At 59.2% G+C, this 19,527-nt stretch carries 26 protein-coding genes; 12 read left to right on the top strand and 14 right to left on the bottom strand.

The features are described from left to right. Nucleotides 1–31: 31 nt before the first annotated feature. Entirely contained in the window at nt 32–634 is a 603-nt protein-coding gene (locus KJA79_RS05975; protein ID WP_425518094.1) for a LemA family protein, read from the bottom strand. A 162-nt stretch (nt 635–796) separates the two neighbouring features. Between KJA79_RS05975 and KJA79_RS05970 the strand changes: the two genes are divergently transcribed. Beyond that, nucleotides 797–1,105, top strand: a complete 309-nt coding sequence (locus KJA79_RS05970; RefSeq protein ID WP_213041068.1) for a hypothetical protein — start codon at nt 797–799, stop codon at nt 1,103–1,105. A gap of 79 nt (nt 1,106–1,184) precedes the next feature. Here KJA79_RS05970 and KJA79_RS05965 read toward each other — a convergent pair whose 3' ends face one another. After that, on the bottom strand, nt 1,185–1,514 hold the full coding sequence (locus tag KJA79_RS05965) for a PilZ domain-containing protein (RefSeq protein ID WP_213041067.1): 330 nt from the start codon (nt 1,512–1,514) through the stop codon (nt 1,185–1,187). 695 nt (nt 1,515–2,209) lie between these two features. On the opposite strand from KJA79_RS05965, the gene KJA79_RS05960 reads away from it, so the two are divergent. Then, on the top strand, nt 2,210–2,389 hold the full coding sequence (locus tag KJA79_RS05960; protein WP_213041066.1) for a hypothetical protein: 180 nt from the start codon (nt 2,210–2,212) through the stop codon (nt 2,387–2,389). Between the two features lie 57 nt (nt 2,390–2,446). On the opposite strand, the gene xth is transcribed toward KJA79_RS05960, so the two are convergent. The 7 genes from xth to KJA79_RS05925 form a co-directional block, all read right to left on the bottom strand. Beyond that, nucleotides 2,447–3,220 (bottom strand): exodeoxyribonuclease III, encoded by a 774-nt coding sequence (gene xth, locus KJA79_RS05955; protein WP_213041065.1) that lies wholly within the window; start codon nt 3,218–3,220, stop codon nt 2,447–2,449. A gap of 150 nt (nt 3,221–3,370) precedes the next feature. Continuing rightward, a complete protein-coding gene (locus KJA79_RS05950) occupies nt 3,371–3,763 on the bottom strand; it encodes a hypothetical protein (protein WP_213041064.1) in 393 nt (130 codons plus the stop codon). 135 nt (nt 3,764–3,898) lie between these two features. After that, nucleotides 3,899–4,723 carry a mechanosensitive ion channel family protein gene (locus KJA79_RS05945; RefSeq protein WP_213041063.1) on the bottom strand — a complete coding sequence of 275 codons (825 nt, stop codon included), beginning with the start codon at nt 4,721–4,723 and terminating at the stop codon, nt 3,899–3,901. Between the two features lie 17 nt (nt 4,724–4,740). Beyond that, nucleotides 4,741–5,208 (bottom strand): hypothetical protein, encoded by a 468-nt coding sequence (locus tag KJA79_RS05940; protein ID WP_213041062.1) that lies wholly within the window; start codon nt 5,206–5,208, stop codon nt 4,741–4,743. 7 nt (nt 5,209–5,215) lie between these two features. Then, nucleotides 5,216–5,431, bottom strand: coding sequence for a hypothetical protein (locus tag KJA79_RS05935; RefSeq protein ID WP_213041061.1), 216 nt, complete (start codon nt 5,429–5,431; stop codon nt 5,216–5,218). A 77-nt stretch (nt 5,432–5,508) separates the two neighbouring features. Beyond that, a complete protein-coding gene (locus KJA79_RS05930) occupies nt 5,509–6,192 on the bottom strand; it encodes a tetratricopeptide repeat protein (RefSeq protein ID WP_213041060.1) in 684 nt (227 codons plus the stop codon). Continuing rightward, nucleotides 6,189–7,649 carry a dihydrolipoyl dehydrogenase family protein gene (locus KJA79_RS05925; RefSeq protein WP_246507442.1) on the bottom strand — a complete coding sequence of 487 codons (1,461 nt, stop codon included), beginning with the start codon at nt 7,647–7,649 and terminating at the stop codon, nt 6,189–6,191. The genes KJA79_RS05930 and KJA79_RS05925 overlap by 4 nt, the downstream gene beginning before the upstream one ends. On the opposite strand from KJA79_RS05925, the gene KJA79_RS05920 reads away from it, so the two are divergent. Beyond that, entirely contained in the window at nt 7,648–7,866 is a 219-nt protein-coding gene (locus tag KJA79_RS05920) for a DUF1653 domain-containing protein (protein WP_213041059.1), read from the top strand. The genes KJA79_RS05925 and KJA79_RS05920 overlap by 2 nt on opposite strands. On the opposite strand, the gene KJA79_RS05915 is transcribed toward KJA79_RS05920, so the two are convergent. The 3 genes from KJA79_RS05915 to KJA79_RS05905 form a co-directional block, all read right to left on the bottom strand. After that, nucleotides 7,810–8,319: an MEKHLA domain-containing protein gene (locus KJA79_RS05915; protein ID WP_213041058.1), complete on the bottom strand. Its 510-nt coding sequence runs from the start codon at nt 8,317–8,319 to the stop codon at nt 7,810–7,812. The genes KJA79_RS05920 and KJA79_RS05915 overlap by 57 nt on opposite strands. Before the next feature lie 91 nt (nt 8,320–8,410). Next, nucleotides 8,411–8,962 (bottom strand): hypothetical protein, encoded by a 552-nt coding sequence (locus tag KJA79_RS05910; protein ID WP_213041057.1) that lies wholly within the window; start codon nt 8,960–8,962, stop codon nt 8,411–8,413. Nucleotides 8,963–9,149: 187 nt separating this feature from the next. Then, a complete protein-coding gene (locus tag KJA79_RS05905; RefSeq protein ID WP_213041056.1) occupies nt 9,150–9,383 on the bottom strand; it encodes a hypothetical protein in 234 nt (77 codons plus the stop codon). 159 nt (nt 9,384–9,542) lie between these two features. Between KJA79_RS05905 and leuC the strand changes: the two genes are divergently transcribed. The 3 genes from leuC (at nt 9,543) to KJA79_RS05890 (ending at nt 12,054) form a co-directional block, all read left to right on the top strand. After that, on the top strand, nt 9,543–10,946 hold the full coding sequence (gene leuC / locus KJA79_RS05900) for a 3-isopropylmalate dehydratase large subunit (protein WP_213041055.1): 1,404 nt from the start codon (nt 9,543–9,545) through the stop codon (nt 10,944–10,946). 78 nt (nt 10,947–11,024) lie between these two features. Beyond that, a complete protein-coding gene (gene leuD, locus KJA79_RS05895; protein WP_213041054.1) occupies nt 11,025–11,645 on the top strand; it encodes a 3-isopropylmalate dehydratase small subunit in 621 nt (206 codons plus the stop codon). 19 nt (nt 11,646–11,664) lie between these two features. Then, nucleotides 11,665–12,054, top strand: coding sequence for a hypothetical protein (locus KJA79_RS05890; protein WP_213041053.1), 390 nt, complete (start codon nt 11,665–11,667; stop codon nt 12,052–12,054). 8 nt (nt 12,055–12,062) lie between these two features. On the opposite strand, the gene corA is transcribed toward KJA79_RS05890, so the two are convergent. Next, a complete protein-coding gene (gene corA, locus KJA79_RS05885; RefSeq protein ID WP_213041052.1) occupies nt 12,063–13,127 on the bottom strand; it encodes a magnesium/cobalt transporter CorA in 1,065 nt (354 codons plus the stop codon). A gap of 148 nt (nt 13,128–13,275) precedes the next feature. Between corA and KJA79_RS05880 the strand changes: the two genes are divergently transcribed. Both KJA79_RS05880 and KJA79_RS05875 read left to right on the top strand, forming a co-directional pair. Next, entirely contained in the window at nt 13,276–14,088 is an 813-nt protein-coding gene (locus KJA79_RS05880; protein WP_213041051.1) for a 3'(2'),5'-bisphosphate nucleotidase CysQ, read from the top strand. A 257-nt stretch (nt 14,089–14,345) separates the two neighbouring features. Next, entirely contained in the window at nt 14,346–15,221 is an 876-nt protein-coding gene (locus tag KJA79_RS05875) for an NAD(P)-dependent oxidoreductase (RefSeq protein WP_213041050.1), read from the top strand. Nucleotides 15,222–15,224: 3 nt separating this feature from the next. On the opposite strand, the gene KJA79_RS05870 is transcribed toward KJA79_RS05875, so the two are convergent. After that, nucleotides 15,225–15,710: a hypothetical protein gene (locus KJA79_RS05870; protein WP_213041049.1), complete on the bottom strand. Its 486-nt coding sequence runs from the start codon at nt 15,708–15,710 to the stop codon at nt 15,225–15,227. Between the two features lie 345 nt (nt 15,711–16,055). Between KJA79_RS05870 and KJA79_RS05865 the strand changes: the two genes are divergently transcribed. The 4 genes from KJA79_RS05865 (at nt 16,056) to KJA79_RS05850 (ending at nt 19,520) form a co-directional block, all read left to right on the top strand. Beyond that, the gene (locus KJA79_RS05865) at nt 16,056–17,438 is read left to right on the top strand and encodes a response regulator (protein WP_213041048.1); all 1,383 of its coding nucleotides are present in this window, start codon (nt 16,056–16,058) and stop codon (nt 17,436–17,438) included. 5 nt (nt 17,439–17,443) lie between these two features. Next, nucleotides 17,444–17,770 (top strand): Hpt domain-containing protein, encoded by a 327-nt coding sequence (locus KJA79_RS05860; protein WP_246507498.1) that lies wholly within the window; start codon nt 17,444–17,446, stop codon nt 17,768–17,770. Between the two features lie 219 nt (nt 17,771–17,989). After that, complete coding sequence (locus KJA79_RS05855; RefSeq protein ID WP_213041046.1) at nt 17,990–18,385, top strand: response regulator transcription factor; 396 nt, start codon at nt 17,990–17,992, stop codon at nt 18,383–18,385. Between the two features lie 22 nt (nt 18,386–18,407). Then, nucleotides 18,408–19,520 carry a HEAT repeat domain-containing protein gene (locus tag KJA79_RS05850; RefSeq protein ID WP_213041045.1) on the top strand — a complete coding sequence of 371 codons (1,113 nt, stop codon included), beginning with the start codon at nt 18,408–18,410 and terminating at the stop codon, nt 19,518–19,520. Nucleotides 19,521–19,527 lie beyond the last annotated feature (7 nt).

The raw sequence follows: 19,527 nt of genomic DNA, 5'->3' as shown, positions 1-19,527 counted from the left end.
CGCATTCGCTCCCTGCCGCACGAGACGGAGGTTAGAACTTTACTTCCGGCGGCTTCGCCACAGCTTTTTCGTCGGCCACGGTGAAGTTGGCCTTCTCGTCTAAATGGAGAAGGAATTTGGCCGTCAGGTTCGTGGGGAAGTAGCGGACCATCTTGTTGAACTCCGCCACCTTCTCGATGTAGCGCTTGCGCGCCACGGTGATGCGGTTTTCAGTTCCTTCCAATTGGCTTTGAAGATCGCGGAACCCTTGATCCGCTTTGAGGTTGGGATACTGTTCCGCCAGTGCAAGCAAACGCCCGAGCGCTCCGGACAGGCCTTGCTGCGCCTCCTGGAATTTCTTGAAGGCCGCCTCGTCCTTGAGGAACTCCGGCGTGATCTGCACATTGGTGGCCCTGGCGCGCGCCTGCACCACACTCTCCAAGGTCTCCCTTTCATGCGCAGCGTAGCCTTTGACCGTATTCACCAGATTGGGAATTAAGTCGGCCCGGCGTTGATATTGGTTGATGACCTCGCTCCATGCGGCTTTGGTGTCTTCATCGAGCCCCTGCAGATCGTTGTACCCGCACCCCGATGAGGTCAACATGCCTGTGAGCAGCAACGATACCAGCACCATTCGCGCAACAATCATGCTCATTACTCCTCCTCCGCGCCGCCGTCATACCAGCGCTTCTTCAACACCTAAGGCTGATGCCGACGAAGTCAATGATCTCCGGGAGACTTGCCCTCTCGAGATGTCGCTTCTCCCTGTGAGCTTGTTATACTACCCGTCACCACTCGCAGATCAGCTTTTGGACGCATGATGGCACTTGACCGCTCAACGGATACGCCGGGAGGATTTCAGGTTCGACATCGCACCCTGGGCGTATTTCAGGGTAGCTCGATCGGCTTGGCTTTCTGGCATCCCTCTTCCCACATGCCTGAGTATGGACTCTGCCGATTCAGCACTGAGGCGAAGGCACAGGCCTATGTAGACTTTCTCTCCTCACCCTCCTGTCCTGAACCATTGAACCGCACCGACCTGATCGTTGAATCGTTCGACCACGCCGAACACGAACGGTTGACCACGGACTATCCGCAAGCCTCGGCCTGGGAAACTCCACTGTAGCAGAATATCCGCAAGATTTTTTTCGTGGACGCTGCGGGGGCTGAGACGAGGGCCACCAGCCTGCGAGATGCGAGGAGGGTCAGACGGACGAGTGTGTGCCCAAGATTTCCGTCTTGGATTGCACAAACGCTAAGAGCCGTTTGTTCTCCTGCGCGGAGCGGAGAAACTTAAACGCAATGCCACGTGAGCTGACGGATCGGACCATCGCCGCAACCTCGAGTGGAGCCTGCTCATTTTCGAGCACGATTTGCAGATAGAAAATGTCGTCCACGTGGACCGACGCCTGACTCTCGATCACACATCCTCCCATCGAGATATCCAGCACCGTACCTTCACCACGTATCTTGCCTCCCGAGAACGACAAAAACAGTCGAACCGGGATACGCAAATGTTCGCGACGATCGAGCATCTGATTGGAATAACTGTATCCCCACCGTGAAGCCGAGAAGCGGCAACTACACGATTGGCAGTGGAATGGCGAGATGTAGACAAGCGACTTGAGCCGCTCCATGAGCGTGGTACAACGGGAACGAAAGACGTGATGTTGCCCGCACTGTGGACACGTCAGCAATTGAGCCATAGTTGAGTAATCGGCGTAGATACGCGTAGACCCCTCCTCCGCTTGATACGGTCTGGGGCGTTGAATGTCAGACTCCGATGACACGAATACGCGTTCGCTCCCGATGGGGAGCGCAGCGCCAGTTCATCGATAAAGTATGAAGGACGTTCTGTCAAGAAACTCGACGGTTCTTCCACCCCGAGGGCCAGTCCCTGTCGTCACACATCTATTTGTTGTGTTCCACACCACCATCAGTGCGCCCCGACGATTCTTCACACCTGCCCTATGGCTCTGGATCTGCGGGCGCGGTCTGCGCCGTCTCAGGCTCATGACTCTCATTTCGCATGGGGATTTTAGACAGAACCCTCTTGATCGCCTCTCAATTTGTCTAAGCCGTGGACGTCAACATGCTGATATTTCAGATGAAGTTTGATTAATGTGTTCTAACGTCTCACTAACACCTCTTTAATCTCACGTTGCTACTCTCTCCCTCACATGGGCACGGCCTTCACGCTTTGGAGGCACATTCTAAGGAGGTGGACACCATGACATGCGGACGATGCCAAGGACTGATGGTGGACGAATGGCGGCCGGATTTTTCCCCGGAAACGTTTGTGTGGCGATGCATCAATTGCGGATCGATCGTCGATCCATTAATCGAACAAAATCGGCGTACCCGAATGGCCGAACAATTGTTATTGGAACCAGTGGAAGCGTTGCAGTAAGCGCACGAACGGCGGGAGAGGGGTTGCTCAATGCCCTGTCCCGCCGCAGGCACGAGCTTAGAGAGAGAAGTCGGCCCAGAGCACGGTGTGATCCGAGGGGTCTGTCGCGCGGCGCGGTTCTAAATCTACATCGACACGCTGACATCGTTGTGCCAACGGTGCAGTCGCGAGGATATGATCGATCCGCCACCCTTTGTTGGCGGCAAGGGCACTGGGCGCACGGTAGTCGAAAAACGTGAATTGCTGGCGATCTGGATACAGTTTGCAGAACACATCTTCGAAGCCCCACGCAACCGTCTTCCCATAGGCATTGCGCGCGTCTTCGTGGTAGCAGACATGTTTCAGATGTTTCTCCGGGCTGTGGACATCAATGGGTCTTGGGGCCACATTCATGTCTCCACACCAGATCGCCGGCTCCTTCGGGGAAAGATGCGATTCGAAGTGGTTCCGTAGACGTTCGTACCATTTCAATTTGTACTGATACTTGGGGGAGTCGATCTCAAATCCTTGCGGCACATACGTGTTGATAATCGGGATCCCCTGAATGACCACCCGCAACAGACGAGCATCCTCAACATCACCCCCGTCGTCGAAGCCGTAAGACACCGCTTCAGGCTTGGTGCGGCTGAGCACTGCCACGCCGTTGTACGCTTTCATCCCCCGGAACGTGATGTCATAGCCGGACGCGGCAAGAGCGGTCAGAGGAAATTCGCTGTCCTGAACCTTGGTTTCCTGCAAACACAGGACATCCGGCTGATGGCGTTCCAACCACTGCAACACAATTGCAAGACGCTTCCGCAGGGAATTGACGTTGAAGGTCGCGATTTTCATACAGCGGGCGGATTCTAACAGAGCCGGTCCGCCGCAACAACTGACACTTCCTTGAAACACCACGGCCTGCGAGCGGGAGGTAGCCGATCACAGGCCGTGGCTCACAAACCCCGATGGGGAAGACCCCGCCGGTTGTGTTATTCATTTGGGTCAGTAGCGTGCGGCGTCCTTTAGCTCATTCGTCATTGCCCCGACTTCGCTCGCGGCATCATTCGCGGCCCCCTTCGCCTCTTTCACCTTGGCATGCGCCGCCTCTTTCTTCGCCTTCGCCTTGGCTTTGACGTGCTCTTTTTTCGCCTTGGCCTGCTTCTTCTTCGCCTTCGCCTCGTCCCGCTTCGCCTTCAATTCGCGCTTCGCCGATTCCTTCTTCGCCTTCAGGTCGCTCTTCAGCTCCTCTTTGTGGGCATTCAGATCGTCGGACACGGCGCTCATGTCCTGCTTGATCCCCTCAGACATGTTGCCCAAGCCCAGATCGTCGGCAACGGCCAGTGAACTCATGCTCACAAACGCGGCAGCGACCATCACAGCGATTGACCTTCTCATCGACAACTCCCTCCTTGACTGAAATGTGGTGTCCGGTTTCCTCATTACACCGACCGGCATGTAGCACCAATCAATACTCCGATGGGTTTCTTTTGCCAATTGTTTTGCCGATTTTGGCGGAGACCGCCGAAGGCGTTACGGGCGGAAGGAGGTCAGGTAACGACGCAGGATGGCCTGCTCGACTCGCGAACGTCCGCGGTCCGGAGCCGGAAAGCGAAGGACCAGGTGAATACGGCCGGCCTCGGGAAGTTGAATGGTGATGCGAGGCTCCGGCGAAGGGGCCTCCAACAAATTGCGCTGCTCCAACAGTTTCATCTGCCGCCCCATCTGATCCATGAAGGGCGCGCACTCTGCCTTGGCAGCAGTGAGAAGCGCCTGCTCGGCAGCCTGCCAATTGTCGGTGCTCAACAGCGGAACCGAAAGCACGTAGAGACCGTATTCCTGCGACGGACTTTCCTTGATCAACGGATTCCCGAAGAGGAGGCTATTGGGAAACACCACCGTTCGACCGGTATACAGGTGCGAGGTCTGCCCTGGGCCAATCTCCAGCAACTTGGTGGCGAAGACGTCATACTCCAGCACGACACCGCGATAGGTCCCCAGCTGTATTCGATCTCCCACACCGTACACCCCACCCCCGACGCGCAACGCGGCGCCGCTCCAGCAGAGAATCAATTCTTTCGTCGCCAGCACCACGGTGGCCGCCAGCGCAACCAGGGAGACGGCAAAGGCCTCCAACTCGTGGGCCCAAATCACCACCAGTCCCACGAACAGGCCCAACACTATACTGTTGCGAGTGGTCACAATCCAGCGGCGCTTGGCGTCGATGGTCAGGGTGGAATTGCCCTTAATCCAACGAACCAGGATGGTTCGCGCGATCAAGAGGATGAGCAGCAGGAGAATGGACTTCAGGAGATCGAAGAATACGCTGGACCCGATCACCGGCAGCAGCTCTTGCATAGAGTCGTCTACAGGCCTCACTGTGAGTCGGTCTCTTCCTCACTCGCGCGAGGAACACATTCTTCGCGTTTCCAGTCCTTCAATCGTTTGTCTTCGTCAAAGGACAGGGTATACCGATAACAATACAGCGGCTCTCGATAGGGCTCTTCGTTGCCGGCCAAGCTCTTTCCGAACGGCGAGGGTGAAGGCGGGGCTTTCGTTTTCTTTCCGGCGGTCAAGCTACTGGGATCCCACGGATGGACTTCACGATCCCCCATCGGCACACGATAGGTCCAGACGGTATTGCCGCCCAGCACCGGTGTCTTGGCGGTGCTCGGCGGACCGAACTTCTCCGCAATATCGTCCTGCGTGAGTCTCTTCAATCCCTTGTCCAGATACCGATCGCGCCAGGGTCCCCCGCAGCCGGACAGCGTCACGAGGCACAACAGTAGCAGGATCGCCGTCACTCGACCCCGGCCTGTCCGCTCACGACGCGTGGTCTCCATCGACGGCCTACCGTTCCGAATCACGCTGTTCCCTGACCCACCGAACAGAACAATACATTGCATACCCCTGAGCCATCATGCCGGTCACCAGCAGCCCCAATGCAGTTTGCAGCCAGATGGTGTTGGGAAACTCCAACCCGTAGACGCCGAGCATAAATCCGCCGGCGATGCACACCACGCCGACTCCGCGCGCAATCAATGCACTGGTCCGCAAATCCGCCATCCCCGTCCCCCTACTCACCTCGATGCCCTACGCTACACCGGCACATCCAACCGGTTCAACTTTTTCCCCGTTCGGCGTCAGGACTTCGCCTTCGCTCGAATCTCGCCTGCTCGTGCGTCAAGCGCATCTGCCTCAGCGTTCCGCCCGACCTTGCGCAACGCAGCAGCGTAATCCACGAGCGTCTTGGCCACATCGGGATGATCGGCCCCCAACTGCTTTTCCCGCACCGCCAAGGCCCGCGCAAGCAGCGTGGAGGCCTGCCCGGCCTCACCTTGCGCCATGGACAGCGCGGCCAGGTTACTCAGCGCCAGCGCGACTTCAAGATGCTCTTTCCCGAGCAAAGTCTCTTTGATGGCCAGCGCGCGGGTCAACAGTCGCTGGGCGTCGGCAAATTGCCCGTGCTTGCGGTGCAACACGCCGAGGTTGTTCAGCATGGCCGCCACATCCAAGTGATTCTCGCCATGCACCTCCTGGTAGATCTTGAGCGCCTCCAGATACATCGGTTCGGCCTCGACATATTTCCCTTGCGCGCTGTAGGCCTGCGCGAGGCGGGCCAGTGTGACCGCAACCCGGCGATCATGTCGCCCGAACTCTTCAGCCTTCTTGATCGCGGCAGCATAAATCCGTTCGGCTTCGTCATACTGTCCCCGCTGCACTGCCGCCTCGCCGGCCTGCATCGCGGCATCCCAGGTCTGCTGCCCGCAGGATACCAGCGCGAGGGCCAGCACGACGGACGGAGCTGCGATACCAAGTCGTCTCATGCCTGCCCCATTTGCTCGAGGATGGATTCCGCGGGATAGGTCACGATCTCCGCGAGCGTAGGATGATAATGCGGAATGCGGAGCAGATCCTGTGCCGTCCCATGAAAATACATCACGGCAATGAGTTCATGGATCAATTCCGCGGCTTCGGGGCCAACAATCTGAGCCCCCAACAGTTCACCGGTATCCGGCCGGCACAGCAATTTCACGAATCCATGGGACGCCCCCAGGCACATGGCCTTCCCATGATCGGCAAACGGGTAGGACGCCGTCAAATACGGGATCGACCGCGCTCGACATTGACGCTCGCTCAGCCCTGCAACCGCCACCTGCGGATCGGTGAAGACCATTTCACTGTCAAGCCGGTGATCGATGACCCGCGCGGGCCCCTCTGCATGGGTCGCATTCCACGCGGCCGTCTCACCTTGCTGAATCGCCAAATGGACGATGGGCGTGAGATCGTTGACGTCTCCCACGGCAAAAATGTGCGGCTGCGAAGTCCGCATATCGGGGCCGACAACCAGACGACCATCGATGACGTCCACTCCGGCCGCCTCCACATTGAGCCCGTTCAGGTTCGGACGACGCCCCAGCGCCTGAAAAATGAGCTCGGCTGATCGCGAATGCACGGCACTTCCCTGACGGAAATGCACTGTCTTCTCAGTCGGCGTCGACGTCACCTGCTGGAACGATACTCCAGTGATCACCTCAATGCCTTCGGCTTGGAACGCGGCTTCCAGTGCCTGCCCGACATCCTGATCCATATCGGACAAGAGCGTCGCACCGCGTTGCAACATGGTCACCTTGGTGCCGATGCGGGCGAAGAATTGCGCAAACTCCACTGCAACCAGCCCGCCTCCCAATACCAGCAATGACGACGGCGCGCGACGCACATCGAGCATGTCATCGCTGGTCAGATACCCGGCCTGGTCCAGCCCAGGAATCGCGATTTCAGCCGGGCGCGATCCGGTGGCGATCACAAAGGCGTTGCCGCGAATATGCAGCGTGCCCACGCGAATCTCGTGGGGCGAGATAAACTCGGCGCGGGACTCATAGAGGGTGAACCCTGGATCACGCAATGCGGCGATGCGATAGTCTGCGAATTCCTGCACCAACCGGTTCTTGCGATCCACGATGGCCGCAAGGTCGGCCTGCGCGTTCACCGGAGCCAGCCCGAACTCCCGCGCACGTTTCATCAGCGCCATGATTTCGGCGGAGCGAAGGATTGTCTTGGTCGGCATACAGCCACGCAAGATACAGAGTCCCCCCAGCGGCCCCTGATCGACGATCGCGACATCTGCGCCGGCGTCGCGCGCCGTCCGCGCGGCAGCGTACCCGGCCGATCCGCCGCCGATCACCACGACATCATGCCGACGGTCAGTGCGTTGAGAGAGTTGTGATGACATGCCCGGTTCGATAGACTGTCCCGCAGGTTGGAACGTGTAAGGATACACCATGATCAAACCCGGTCGCTATCGTCACTATAAAGGGAAGGACTACGAAGTGCTCGGCGTGGCCAGGCATTCGGAAACCGAAGAAGAATATGTCGTCTATCGACAACTCTATGGGGAAGGCGGGTTGTGGATCAGACCGGCAAGCATGTTTGCCGAATCGGTTTCACTCGGCGGGGAGCATGTGCCTCGATTCCGTCGGCTCGAGGAAGGTCCAGCGTGAAAACGTGGCGGCTTGTCCCCGGCGATGCCCTGCTTGATCGACGACCGTCCACACGAGGGCCTGCTCAATGAGAAACCGGCGCCCGCCACGTGAAATTCTGACCCCTCGATAATTGTCGAGGTACCCCTGGACTCGGGCCCGTTCCAGCATGCGTTCCCGCTCGGCACGATTCACCGGTTCCGCCGTCAACCGGGACGGAGTCTGGACCAACTGCTCCCACGTCATCTCCCAGAGGGTCAGCGCCAGTTGCGATCCGTAATTCAAAATCGGATCGTCTTGCGTCCCATGCGACACCACCACAAATGGCGCGGTAAACAACGCCTGGGCCTGCGCTTCAGGTCCGCCCACCCGCTGCATCAGCTCCTGGCCCACGCACTGGCGATAGCTGTCGAGCAACCATTGCGACCACTCAACCACTTCCGGCCTGCGCCACACCTGAATCGAATCGTCCACGTCCTCCTCGGCGGAAGGGACCGACGCAACAGGTCCGGCTCTCCGCATGCTGCCGGTAGTAGCACGCCGACTTGTCGCCTGCCAAGCCCGGTCATGTCGCGATTTTTCGCAGATGGCGCACGAACAATGCCTGACCGTGGCTTCCGAGGAGGGTCATCACGACATCGCCGCGTCGGAGATCAGTCCCGTCGCCCGTCGCCCCCGCGTCTTGCCCCGCGACTGAACACGACCAGGTTTCCACCACCGCGCCACGGCCCTTGCTCTTGAGCACGACGCGGCCTCCCGGCTCGACCTGGTACGTCAGGTCCAGCGGCACGCCCTCGAACACCCGATCCGGGCTGCCGAGAATGGGCGTGCGCGAATGAGCCGACTTGGCTCCATGCTCAGAGGAGTATTGAAAAACCTGGTAGGGAAATAGATAGGGGGCCTGTGGCTGTTTGAATCGATAGGAAGACTCGAATGTCAGGAGGTTCCAATTGCCCAGCACATCCTCACCGGAACAGGATCGCAGCGACGATGCCGGGATGGTCAACCCGGGTGGCATCAGCGACTTCACATGCGGGCGGTCCTTCGCCTCGGCCAATCCCCCTGCGATCAGGCTCGCGCATCCCATAATTAGAAGCGCCCATCGCCCTCGTGCCATGTGAACCTCCATTTCACTCTTGATTCAGCCGGTTCCTGGCCACTGTGCGCCAGAAACAGTCCGACCGCTCGATGCCACAGCAGAGCCTGCTCCAAGCGGAACGGGCTCGGAGGGAATGAGCCGGAACATCCGGCAGCATCCACCGTCTATGAAAAGAGAATCGGCGCTCGTCGGTGTTCCAACGATATTACGGATCTTTGCGTGAATCTGCGGCCGGGGACGGGGCAGGCAGGGCCTTGGGAGCTCTCGGCAACACACGGTACTCGATCAGTCTGCAGGTACAGAACGACACCTGTCGCCATTCCGCGGTGATTTTCACGATCGCCGAACCGCAGATGGAACAACCCAGCGCCCGAGGATCACGTTTGATCGTCCAGCGTGGGATCGTGATGCGTTCGGCGTCGATCGGTTCCTGTTCCATGGAACCCTTATCGGTCCGCAGTGTGAAAAGCTGAAGAGGCAATTTTTTCCGCTGTCCCTTTGCCCTTGATGCAACAGGCCTGGTCGCATATATAATAGACGCGCATCAGCCCAACGCCACAATCTCTCGCAGAGGCGCGGGTTTACAAGGAGCATGACCATGGCAGCACAGACACTGTTCGAAAAAATTTGGAACGACCATGTGGTTCGAGCCGAGTCCGACGGGACCACGTTGCTCTATATCGACCGCCATTTGGTGCACGAAGTGACCTCGCCGCAGGCATTCGAAGGGTTGACGGTCGCGGGTCGTACCCCTCGTCGTCCCGGCGCCGCACTCGCCGTTCCCGACCACAACGTCCCGACGACCGATCGCCGCGTGGCGATCGCCGATCCGATCAGCGCCAAACAAATCCAAACGTTGGAAGATAACTGCAACACGTTCGGCATTACCCTCTTCGGGATGAATGATATCCGGCAAGGCGTGGTCCATGTCATCGGCCCTGAGCAAGGATTCACGCTCCCGGGCATGACGATCGTCTGCGGCGATTCCCACACCTCAACCCACGGCGCCTTCGGCGCGCTCGCATTCGGCATCGGCACCAGCGAAGTCGAACATGTGCTGGCGACGCAATGTCTGGTGCAGAAGCGGCCCAAAACAATGGAAGTCCGGGTCGACGGCCAACTCTCGCCGCGCTGCTCCGCGAAGGACGTCATCCTCACCATCATCGGCAAGATCGGCACAGCAGGCGGAACAGGCTACGTCATCGAATATACAGGGGCCGCCATTCGCGCCCTCAGCATGGAAGGCCGCATGACGCTCTGCAACATGTCGATCGAGGGCGGCGCACGGGCCGGGATGGTCGCCCCGGACGACACCACATTCACCTATATCAAAGGCCGCCCGATGGCGCCGAAGGGGGCGCTGTGGGACCAGGCCGTGGCAGCCTGGCGGCAGCTCCACACCGATACCGGCGCGAAATACGATGCCGTCGTCGAATTACGCGCCGAGACGATTGCCCCGCAAGTGACGTGGGGAACCAGCCCCGGCATGGTGACCGGCGTGGATGGGACGGTGCCAGACCCGCGTACCATGGGAGATGAGAAACTCCGTCAGGCCACAGAGCGCGCCATCGAGTACATGGCCCTCAAGCCAGGCATGCCGATTCGCGACATCAAAATCGACAAGGTGTTCATCGGGTCCTGCACCAATTCCCGGATCGAAGACCTGCGCCTGGCCGCCTCGTTCGCCAAGGGCAAGAAGGTCGCGGGCAGCGTGCACGCCATGGTCGTCCCCGGCTCCGGCCTCGTCAAGCGGCAGGCGGAACAAGAGGGCCTGGATCGCATTTTCAAGGACTCTGGATTCGAATGGCGCGAGGCGGGCTGCAGCATGTGCCTGGCCATGAATGCCGATGTCCTGCAGCCGGGGGAACGTTGCGCATCAACGAGCAACCGGAACTTCGAGGGACGCCAGGGAGCCGGAGGACGCACCCACCTGGTGTCGCCGGCCATGGCCGTGGCAGCGGCCATTGAAGGACATTTCGTCGATATCCGTCAGTGGTCATAAGCGGGAAGGCATGTCGATCCTGAGGCCGAGTCCGTTGATGACAGCGGCCGGCCGATACGAAGCACAAAAGGACAAATCATGGACGCATTCACAACACTCACCGGCCTGGTCGCTCCGTTGGACCGGCTGAACGTCGATACCGATCAGATCATTCCGAAACAGTTTTTGAAAACGATCAAGCGCACCGGGTTGCGGGAAGGGTTATTCTACGATTGGCGGCGGCGGAAGGATGGATCGCAGGATCCTGAGTTCTTCCTGAACCAGCCGCACTATCAACAGGCCTCGATTCTGCTGACGCGGGATAACTTCGGCTGCGGCTCCTCGCGTGAACATGCTCCCTGGGCGCTGCTCGACCAGGGATTCCGGTGTATTCTCGCGCCTAGCTTCGCCGACATTTTTTACAACAACTGTTTCCAGAACGGCATTCTTCCGGTGGTCCTGCAAGGCTCAGAGATTCAAGCCCTCTTCGACGGCGTGGCGGCGCATGACGGCTACCGATTGACCATCGACCTGGCGGCGCAGCAGGTGACGACGCCTGAGGGCACTACCTATCACTTCGAGATCGACCCCTTTCGAAAAGACTGTCTGTATCGCGGATTGGATGCGATCGGCTTGACGCTGCAGCACGCGGCCCAGATCGGAGCGTACGAACAACGCCGCCGCACACAAGCCCCCTGGTTGTTTCAAGACGTGAGGTAACCGTCAGAAAAGGAGTCCTATGACGTGGTGGGAAACCCTTCTGTTTCCTGTGGCCTGGCTCTGGAGACCCAAACTTCTCTTCACGTTGTTGTTGTTCGGCGGCGCAGCCTATCTCCTGGTCGTCTTTAATTGGAGCTACTCGGACGGGGATCGCGCCGGTTACCTGCAGAAACTGTCCCGGAAGGGGTGGTTTTGCAAGACACAGGAAGGTGAGCTGGCGATGACGACCGTCCCCGGCGTCGCCCCGGTGCTCTGGAACTTCACGGTGTGGGATGAGAATGTGGCGAAGAAGCTCGACGGGCAGATGGGTAAGCGAGTCATCCTGCACTACAAGGAGTTTCGCTATATTCCCACCACCTGTTTCGGTGAAACGCCCTACTTCGTGGATCGTGTCGAGGTCTTAGACTGACCCGCCAGTCAGAGCCACTTCTTCTGTTTGAAGAAGTACAACATCGCCAACCCTGTCGCGGCCATGACGCCCAACACCGCCGGATAACCCCAAGGGGATTTCAGTTCCGGCATATGCTCGAAATTCATGCCGTAGATGCTGGCAATAAAACTGAGCGGCATAAAAATCGTCGTAATGATCGTGAGCACTTTCATGACACCGTTCAGCCGGTAGCTGACGCTCGACAAATAGACTTCCATCATCGACGACACCATTTCCCGCAGCGTCTCGACCGTGTCGCCGATCTGAATGATGTGATCGTAGACATCGCGAAAAAAGACCTTGGTAGAGCCCTGCAAAAACTGACCATCCGACCGCGAGAGGTTGTTCATCAGGTCGCGCAACGGCCAGACCGAGCGTCGGAAGTACAGGAGCTGCCGTTTGAGGGCGTGGATATCCCGCAGGGTTTCCGGGCCGGGATTGGTCACACACACATCCTGCAGCAGCTCGATTTTTTCTCCCAGGCTTTCCAGGATGACGAAATAGCGATCCACGATCGAATCCATCAGCGCATACAGGAGATAGTCGGCGCCCGCATGGCGTAAACGCCCTTTGCCGTTCCGCAGCCGTTCCTTCACGCCTTGAAACACATCGCCGCCGTTTTCCTGAAACGACAGCACATAATTTTCCCCGAACACCAGGCTGACCTGCTCAACATTGATGTCGCCTTCGTGCTGCCCCTCGTAGAGCATCTTCAACACCACATAGCCGTAGGTGCCGTAGTCGTCGAGTTTTGGACGTTGGTCGGTATTCGCGATATCTTCCAGCAGCAGCGGGTGGAGGCCGAACATTTTCCCGAACGTCTCCAGCACCTCCATCTTATGGATGCCCCCAACGTCGACCCAGCGAACAGTCGGCTCACCCGTCAAGATGACCTCGTCCGGCTTGGCCACCGATCGCTCCTGGAACTGACCTTCGCCATACTCATAGACGGTAATGGTGACGGCGTCCGACTTTTTCTCGCCGATGTGGACCAGCGTACCAGGCGGCAGTCCCGCCTTACGGGAATGTTTGTGCTTCAATTTCATCGTCATCGCAGCTTGTACGCGGAAGCATTGTGCTGGTCAAGCCCCACCTCCGGCACCAAACCAGTCAGGACTTTGTTCCGGCACGAAGACCTGGTACGGTGAACAAAGGGACCGACTCCGTTCCTTCGCACTCATGGACAGGAGCTGTAGCACCATGGATCGTGAACTCGCCCTGCTGTCGGAGGCCATGCAGCAGGCCGGACGAGAAGCGCTTCGCCTCTCGGCGGCCGGCTTTGACACGTACACGAAGGCGGACCATTCACCGGTGACCTCCGCCGACCTCGCCGTCAATCGCATCCTGCACGACCGGTTGTCGGCCGCCTTTCCTGACGACGGCTGGCTGTCGGAGGAAACCACTGACAATGATGAACGGCTGAGCAGAACACGTGTGTGGATTGTCGATCCGATCGACGGCACGCGTGCCTTCGTACGCGGCCTGCCGGAATATTGCCTGTCGGTGGCCCTGGTCGAACAAGGCTCGCCGGTCGTCGCCGTAATCTTCAATCCGTCGACCGGTGAATTCTTCTCGGCCATACGTGGAGGCGGCTTCCGGATGGAGCGCGTCTTCGTGCCTGCGCTGCCTCCATTTGCCTCGGACGAGCGGCCGCTTGTGCTCGTCAATCCCTGGGAACTGCGAGTCGGCCGATTTGAAGGCCTTGAACCTCATGTTCGATGCCGCCCCATCGGTTCCATTGCCTACGCCCTCGCGCTGGTCGCAGCCGGACAAGCCGATGCGGCCATCACGCTCAACGGCGGCAACGAGTGGGACATTGCCGCCGGCGTCCTCCTCATTGAGGAAAGCGGGGGACAGGCCACGACCCCGACCGGCCAGCCGTTTGCCTTCAACCGTTCCGATCCGAGACTGTCGGGCACCTTGGCGATCGGGTCGAGCCTGTCGGCACCGGTACGCGCACAGGTCATCCGCCATAGCGTCGTACAGGCCGGCACTCGTTCGTCCACACCCTAACCCACATTATTGATGAACACTTCTGCTGCACTCACCGATCCGCTGTTCCGACAAGCCTGCGGCCGACGGGCTCGCCTCTCGGCCCCTCGACGCACTGCACGAGTACACCTCGGGCCCTCACGGCTCCGCACGCCGGTCTCACGACGCGGCTTGGCGAGTTCGCGACGAATCGTCATGAATAATCCGGGCTAGCCCTTTTCATCCCCGCCACTTCTCTGTACCATGCCGGCTCGCGTCACCATCCTTGGAGGTGTGTCATGAAGGTCGCGCTGCTGGGGACAGGATTGTTGGGCGAGGCGGTCGCGGAGCGGCTGCATGCCGCGGGGCATTCCCTCTCGGTCTATAACCGTTCCGTCGAGAAGACCCATGCCCTCCGGCAACGCGGCATCCGTATCGCGCCGACTGCCTCAGCAGCCATGTCCAAGGCACAGGTGGTCTTACTCCTGCTGGCGGACGCAGCCGCCATCCATGCCGTTCTGTTTGATCCCTGTACGAGTGCCGAGATCAACGGGCGTATGGTGATCCAGATGGGGACGATCGGGCCGTCGGAAAGCCGCTCGATTGACGCAGAGGTCACGCGGCTTGGCGGTCGCTACCTCGAGGCGCCGGTCCTTGGGAGCATCACGGAGGCCAAGGCAGGCACGCTGCTGATCATGGTCGGCGGGATGCCGGAGTACTATGCCGAATGGACGCCGTTGCTTCAGATCTTGGGGGCAGATGTGCGCCTGATCGGGCCGGTGGGAAAAGCCGCCGTCATGAAACTCGCGCTCAATCAGCTGATCGCCACAGAGATGGCTGCCTTCGCCCTCAGCTTCGGACTGATTCGCGAAGGCGGTGTTGATCGGGACACCTTCATGGACATCCTACGAAAAAGCGCCCTGTATGCCCCGATGTTCGACAAGAAACTCCCGCGACTGGCGAAGCGACAGTACGAACAGCCGAACTTCTCAACCCGGCATCTCCTCAAAGATGTCGATTTGTTTTTGGCAGCGGCCGAACAGGCGCGTCTCTCAACGGACGGGCTTCAGGGAGTGCGATCGCTGCTCACCGACACGATCGCCCATGGTTTGGGAGAGGTGGACTATTCCGCACTGTATGAGCGAGTGGATCCGGAGGAAGGGCACAACAGATAAGGGCTATTGAGGCACGTGTTCGGCAGGCCCTGGATGATGCTCTGCCATCGATTGCACCTTCACCACGTGGAAACGCCCACCGGCTTTGGTCGGGGCATGGTCTTCTTCAATCCGGGTGTACCACCAGCGGCCGTCGCCTTCTGAAAAGTCCGGCGACAGGGTAATTTCAAATCCACCTTCACGATCATTTTCCTGCTGAGCCCAAGCCCCTGCCCACCGGTGATCGGAAAGCACATCGGTCCGAAACCGTCCGTCCTTAAAATCATACGAGCCGTTGCCGAATCGATCCAACTTTAACGGCACCACCATGCCGCCTTCTTCATATTCCCACTCGCCGGCAAGCACCGCGTTCTCCCCGCGGTGTAAGGAGATTTCTCCCACCGCCGGTTCGACCCAGACAGCTTCATGCGGCCGAGGCGTGTGACTGCAGGCCTGTACCAGCACCAAGCTGAGCGCGAGTGAGAGTAGAGATAACGGGTGGTGTGTCATGCGGTTCATCCTGAATGTGTGAAGCAGGCGCGGCCTCTGTGCCTGGAGGCAATCTTTTACATACCACGCATGGGCGGGAGCCTCAAGTCTCATCCAGAATTTTGCTCATATCAACCACTCGACGCGCTGCCCCCCAACACCTTGAAAATATTCCCTGTGCCAGATCTGTACGGCGCCGCAGAGCATTTCTGATCCTCCTCGCATCAAAGCGTCCGGCCCTGAACGGCCTGCCACATCGCTACGCCCCACCCTGCCTTAAGGTCAGTCGCGCATGTCCGATAAAGAGAAAACGGGGAAAGACGGTTTCGCCGGACACATCGACAACAGCATTCCCACGCACGCCTTATGGCGGAGACGCCCTTGATCGCACCCTATCCTGACCATGAAGCACAGCGGGTCGAGGCCCTAAGAAGGTATGAGCTCCTCGACACAGAACCAGAAACGCCGTTTGACGAGCTCGTGCAGTTGGCCGCACAGATCTGCCAGGTGCCGATCGCGTTGATCAGTCTGATTGATCCCCTCCGTCAATGGTTCAAAGCCAAGACTGGCGTGGGAGTCTGCCAGACCTCGCGCGATATCGCCTTTTGTGCGCACGCCATCTTGCAGCGAGATATGTTCGAGGTGCCGGACGCGCTAGGAGATGTACGCTTCGCGACCAATCCGCTGGTGACGGGGGAACCGCACATTCGATTTTATGCCGGGGTACCCCTCATCGACCGGGATGGGCATGCCCTCGGAACGCTCTGTGTCATCGATCGGGTTCCGAAACGGCTCTCTGCGCAACATAAAAAAGCCCTGATGGTGCTCGGTCGCCAAGTGGTCGCCCAATTCGAGCTGCGATTGCGCAATCGGCAACTCGCGACTCACGTGGCCAAACTTGAACAGGCAGACTCGCTGCGATCGACATTTCTCTTTGCTGCCGAGCAGGCACTCGACGGAATCGCCTTCCTCGACGAGACAGGTCGCTATACCTATATGAACCGCGCGCATGCTGCACAGCACGGGTATGAACCGACCGCGCTCATCGGAAAATCGTGGAGGGAACTCTACACCGCTGCCGAAATCGCCAAGATCGACACCATGGTGTTCCCACTCCTGAAGGAGAAGGGCCGCTGGCAGGGAGAGACCATCGGCCGCGGGAGGGACGGTGCACCGATCACCACACAGGTCTCACTGGCCCTCTTCCCCGACCAGGACCGCCGGAGCAACTGGCTTCTCTGGATCAGCCGCAAACGGCTCCTGATCACGGTGGAAAACACGCTGCGCTCCCCGGAGGGTGCTCGACCCGCGCAACAACCGATGCCGGATCGGTCCGCCCCTTCTGATCCCTATCCCCTTCACATCCTGCTGGTCGAAGACATGGAAGACAATCGAGTCCTGATCACGTTCTTATTGAAAGCCTTGCCCTACCGCTTCGATCTGGCTGAAAACGGTGCCGTGGGGGTGAAGAAGTTTCAAGCCGGCCAATACGACCTGGTCCTGATGGATGTTCAGATGCCGGTCATGGACGGCTACGAGGCGGTACACAGCATCAGGGCATGGGAAGCGGAGCAGGGACGCGACGCGACACCGATTATCGCCCTGACCGGCAATGGTTTGACGGAAGACATCGAGAAAGCCCAGGCCGTCGGCTTTACCGCACATCTGACCAAACCCATCAAAAAACACACGCTGCTGGAGGCCATTCAGCAGCATGTGATCGTCCGGACAAAGGAGGCGGCCCTGTGAGCGAGATGACACCCGCGATGTCCGACGTCGGAGCCGGACCGATTGTGGTGCTGGTGGACTCGTCATTCGAGCCATTGATTCCCAAATTCATGGCCAATCGGCATAAAGAAATCACGGTGATGACTGAGGCCGTCTCCGCACACGACTTCGACACGATCAAGCGGGTCGCCCACGGTATGAAAGGGGTCAGCGGCAGTTATGGCTTTCACGTCATGACCACCATCGCAGCTCACGTGGAAGAGGCGGCCAAGGCCGCCGATGAATCATCGATTCGCAAAGCTCTTGCGACCCTGGCATCGTATCTTGAACGCGTGGAGATTACCTATGAGTAGCCGGAGTGCACAGTCTCCCCCAGGCACATGATCCATCGAAGGCCGGCTGCTGAGCCCTAACCGGCACCAACCGCTCGCCTGGGCATTTCGTGCCAAGGGCGAAAATGAAGAAGTTTTCGTGTGTTTGTAGGAATCCGTGCTACAAAAGAATGAACTCGTCCGGACTAGGGGCATCTGAAGCTTCAGCCCCTCACTCTTCGACACCGAAGGAGCGCGTGCATGGAAAGCCCCGCAAGTCCCAAACCCAGAGTGCTCATGGTGGAAGATGAGGAAGACACGGCGAGCTTGCTGACGTTTCTTTTGGAACGGGCGAGTTATCAGGTCATCCACGCCAAAGACGGCCGACAGGCGCAGGAACTCGCCGATACCATGGCACCCCCGGACATTGTGCTGCTGGATGTGATGCTTCCGTTTCTGAGCGGACTGCAAGTGTTGACCTATCTGAGAGCGCGCGAGGGCTGGGGAACGGTGCCGATCGTCATGCTGACGGCCGACGGGAGCGAGCATGACATCAAGCGTGCCTTGGAGAACGGCGCCAACGATTATATGGTCAAGCCGTTCAACCCACGCGAACTGACCAGTCGACTGAAGCGGTTCGTCAGTCAGGCGGCCTGAGCGACCCACCGGGAGGAGTCGCGTGCTGGCCCTCGACCAGTCAAACCTGACCCTTCGCATCGGCAGCATCGCCGCAATCTCCATTTATTCGGCCGTGCTGTTGCTCCTGCTGGGGATTCTCCTGCTCCGGTTCATTCGCCGCAATAAAGACCGACGCCGCCGCGCCGTCACCGAAACCTGGCGGCCGTTACTCGCCCAATGTGTCGTCGAGGTGCCGGACTCGCTTCCCCCGCTCACCACCCGCGACCACCTCGTACTGCTCTATCTCTGGAACCATTGCTATGAGTCCATCCGCGGGGAGGCACGCACAAATCTGAAGAAACTCGCCAGACGAACAGGGACGGACCAGTTCGCGAAACAACTCCTCCACGCCAGACTGCTCCGCCGCCGATTGCTGGCCGTCGTGACGCTTGGTCACCTGCAGGAACGATCAATCTGGAATGAGCTTGCCGCGATGTTGCAGGCGGACAACGCTTTTGTCTCCTTAGTCGCCGCCAAAGCGCTGCTGCACATCGACGCGAAGGCGGCGATCCCTCTCTTAATTCCCGTCATCAGTCGCCGTAGCGATTGGTCACCCCTCAAGGTGGTCGCCATGTTCGAACCGGCCGGTGCGGACATCGCTGCCGACGCCATCGCAAAGGCCGCCTGTGAGGCCAACCCGGAAATCGGCGCTCGCCTCATCCGCCATCTTGCGGCCACCCAGAGCCAGCACGCACTTCCGCCGCTCAGAGCGTTGCTCCAAAAGGGAGCACCGTCTGATGACGTGCTGGCCGCCTGCCTGTTCCTCTTTGGAGAATGCAGCGACCCGCGAGATGTGACGATGATTCGCGCACATCTCTCCCATCCCACATGGTTTGTTCGACTTCAAGCGGCATCGGCGTTGGGCAAGGTCGGAGTCGAAGAAGATGAAGTGCGGCTCATCGCGCTCCTGGATGATGAGCATTGGTGGGTATGTTATCGGGCCGCCGAAGCCCTTTCGAATCTGCCTTGGATGACCGCTGAACGGCTGACGCACCTGTGCAACGCGCTCACGACCGTCGAGGCGCAGGAACACTTACTTCCGTTTATGGCGCAATCAAATGTAAAGACTCACCGCCCAGCTCCCGCCAGCCCTCCGCAGGCACGCACGGCCTAACGCACGG

The sequence above is a fragment of the Nitrospira defluvii genome, from assembly GCF_905220995.1.
In the GTDB taxonomy this organism is placed as follows: Bacteria; Nitrospirota; Nitrospiria; order Nitrospirales; family Nitrospiraceae; genus Nitrospira_A; species Nitrospira_A defluvii_C.
The sequence above is the reverse complement of the archived record's forward strand: the minus strand, read 5'-3'. Positions and strand labels throughout refer to the sequence as shown.

Bases quoted from the DNA above. Each gene is read 5' to 3' on its own strand.
- KJA79_RS05935 (WP_213041061.1), bottom strand. From the start codon at position 5,431: ATGGCGGATTTGCGGACCAGTGCATTGATTGCGCGCGGAGTCGGCGTG.
- KJA79_RS05905 (WP_213041056.1), bottom strand. From the start codon at position 9,383: ATGGAACAGGAACCGATCGACGCCGAACGCATCACGATCCCACGCTGG.
- KJA79_RS05950 (WP_213041064.1), bottom strand. From the start codon at position 3,763: ATGAGAAGGTCAATCGCTGTGATGGTCGCTGCCGCGTTTGTGAGCATG.
- KJA79_RS05865 (WP_213041048.1), top strand. From the start codon at position 16,056: ATGGCGGAGACGCCCTTGATCGCACCCTATCCTGACCATGAAGCACAG.
- KJA79_RS05940 (WP_213041062.1), bottom strand. From the start codon at position 5,208: ATGGAGACCACGCGTCGTGAGCGGACAGGCCGGGGTCGAGTGACGGCG.
- KJA79_RS05860 (WP_246507498.1), top strand. From the start codon at position 17,444: ATGACACCCGCGATGTCCGACGTCGGAGCCGGACCGATTGTGGTGCTG.
- KJA79_RS05880 (WP_213041051.1), top strand. From the start codon at position 13,276: ATGGATCGTGAACTCGCCCTGCTGTCGGAGGCCATGCAGCAGGCCGGA.
- leuD (WP_213041054.1), top strand. From the start codon at position 11,025: ATGGACGCATTCACAACACTCACCGGCCTGGTCGCTCCGTTGGACCGG.
- KJA79_RS05960 (WP_213041066.1), top strand. From the start codon at position 2,210: ATGACATGCGGACGATGCCAAGGACTGATGGTGGACGAATGGCGGCCG.
- KJA79_RS05890 (WP_213041053.1), top strand. From the start codon at position 11,665: ATGACGTGGTGGGAAACCCTTCTGTTTCCTGTGGCCTGGCTCTGGAGA.
- KJA79_RS05945 (WP_213041063.1), bottom strand. From the start codon at position 4,723: ATGCAAGAGCTGCTGCCGGTGATCGGGTCCAGCGTATTCTTCGATCTC.
- KJA79_RS05930 (WP_213041060.1), bottom strand. From the start codon at position 6,192: ATGAGACGACTTGGTATCGCAGCTCCGTCCGTCGTGCTGGCCCTCGCG.
- KJA79_RS05975 (WP_425518094.1), bottom strand. From the start codon at position 634: ATGAGCATGATTGTTGCGCGAATGGTGCTGGTATCGTTGCTGCTCACA.
- KJA79_RS05855 (WP_213041046.1), top strand. From the start codon at position 17,990: ATGGAAAGCCCCGCAAGTCCCAAACCCAGAGTGCTCATGGTGGAAGAT.
- leuC (WP_213041055.1), top strand. From the start codon at position 9,543: ATGGCAGCACAGACACTGTTCGAAAAAATTTGGAACGACCATGTGGTT.
- KJA79_RS05910 (WP_213041057.1), bottom strand. From the start codon at position 8,962: ATGGCACGAGGGCGATGGGCGCTTCTAATTATGGGATGCGCGAGCCTG.
- KJA79_RS05965 (WP_213041067.1), bottom strand. From the start codon at position 1,514: ATGCTCGATCGTCGCGAACATTTGCGTATCCCGGTTCGACTGTTTTTG.
- corA (WP_213041052.1), bottom strand. From the start codon at position 13,127: ATGACGATGAAATTGAAGCACAAACATTCCCGTAAGGCGGGACTGCCG.
- KJA79_RS05925 (WP_246507442.1), bottom strand. From the start codon at position 7,649: ATGGTGTATCCTTACACGTTCCAACCTGCGGGACAGTCTATCGAACCG.
- KJA79_RS05970 (WP_213041068.1), top strand. From the start codon at position 797: ATGATGGCACTTGACCGCTCAACGGATACGCCGGGAGGATTTCAGGTT.
- KJA79_RS05875 (WP_213041050.1), top strand. From the start codon at position 14,346: ATGAAGGTCGCGCTGCTGGGGACAGGATTGTTGGGCGAGGCGGTCGCG.
- KJA79_RS05920 (WP_213041059.1), top strand. From the start codon at position 7,648: ATGATCAAACCCGGTCGCTATCGTCACTATAAAGGGAAGGACTACGAA.
- KJA79_RS05870 (WP_213041049.1), bottom strand. From the start codon at position 15,710: ATGACACACCACCCGTTATCTCTACTCTCACTCGCGCTCAGCTTGGTG.
- xth (WP_213041065.1), bottom strand. From the start codon at position 3,220: ATGAAAATCGCGACCTTCAACGTCAATTCCCTGCGGAAGCGTCTTGCA.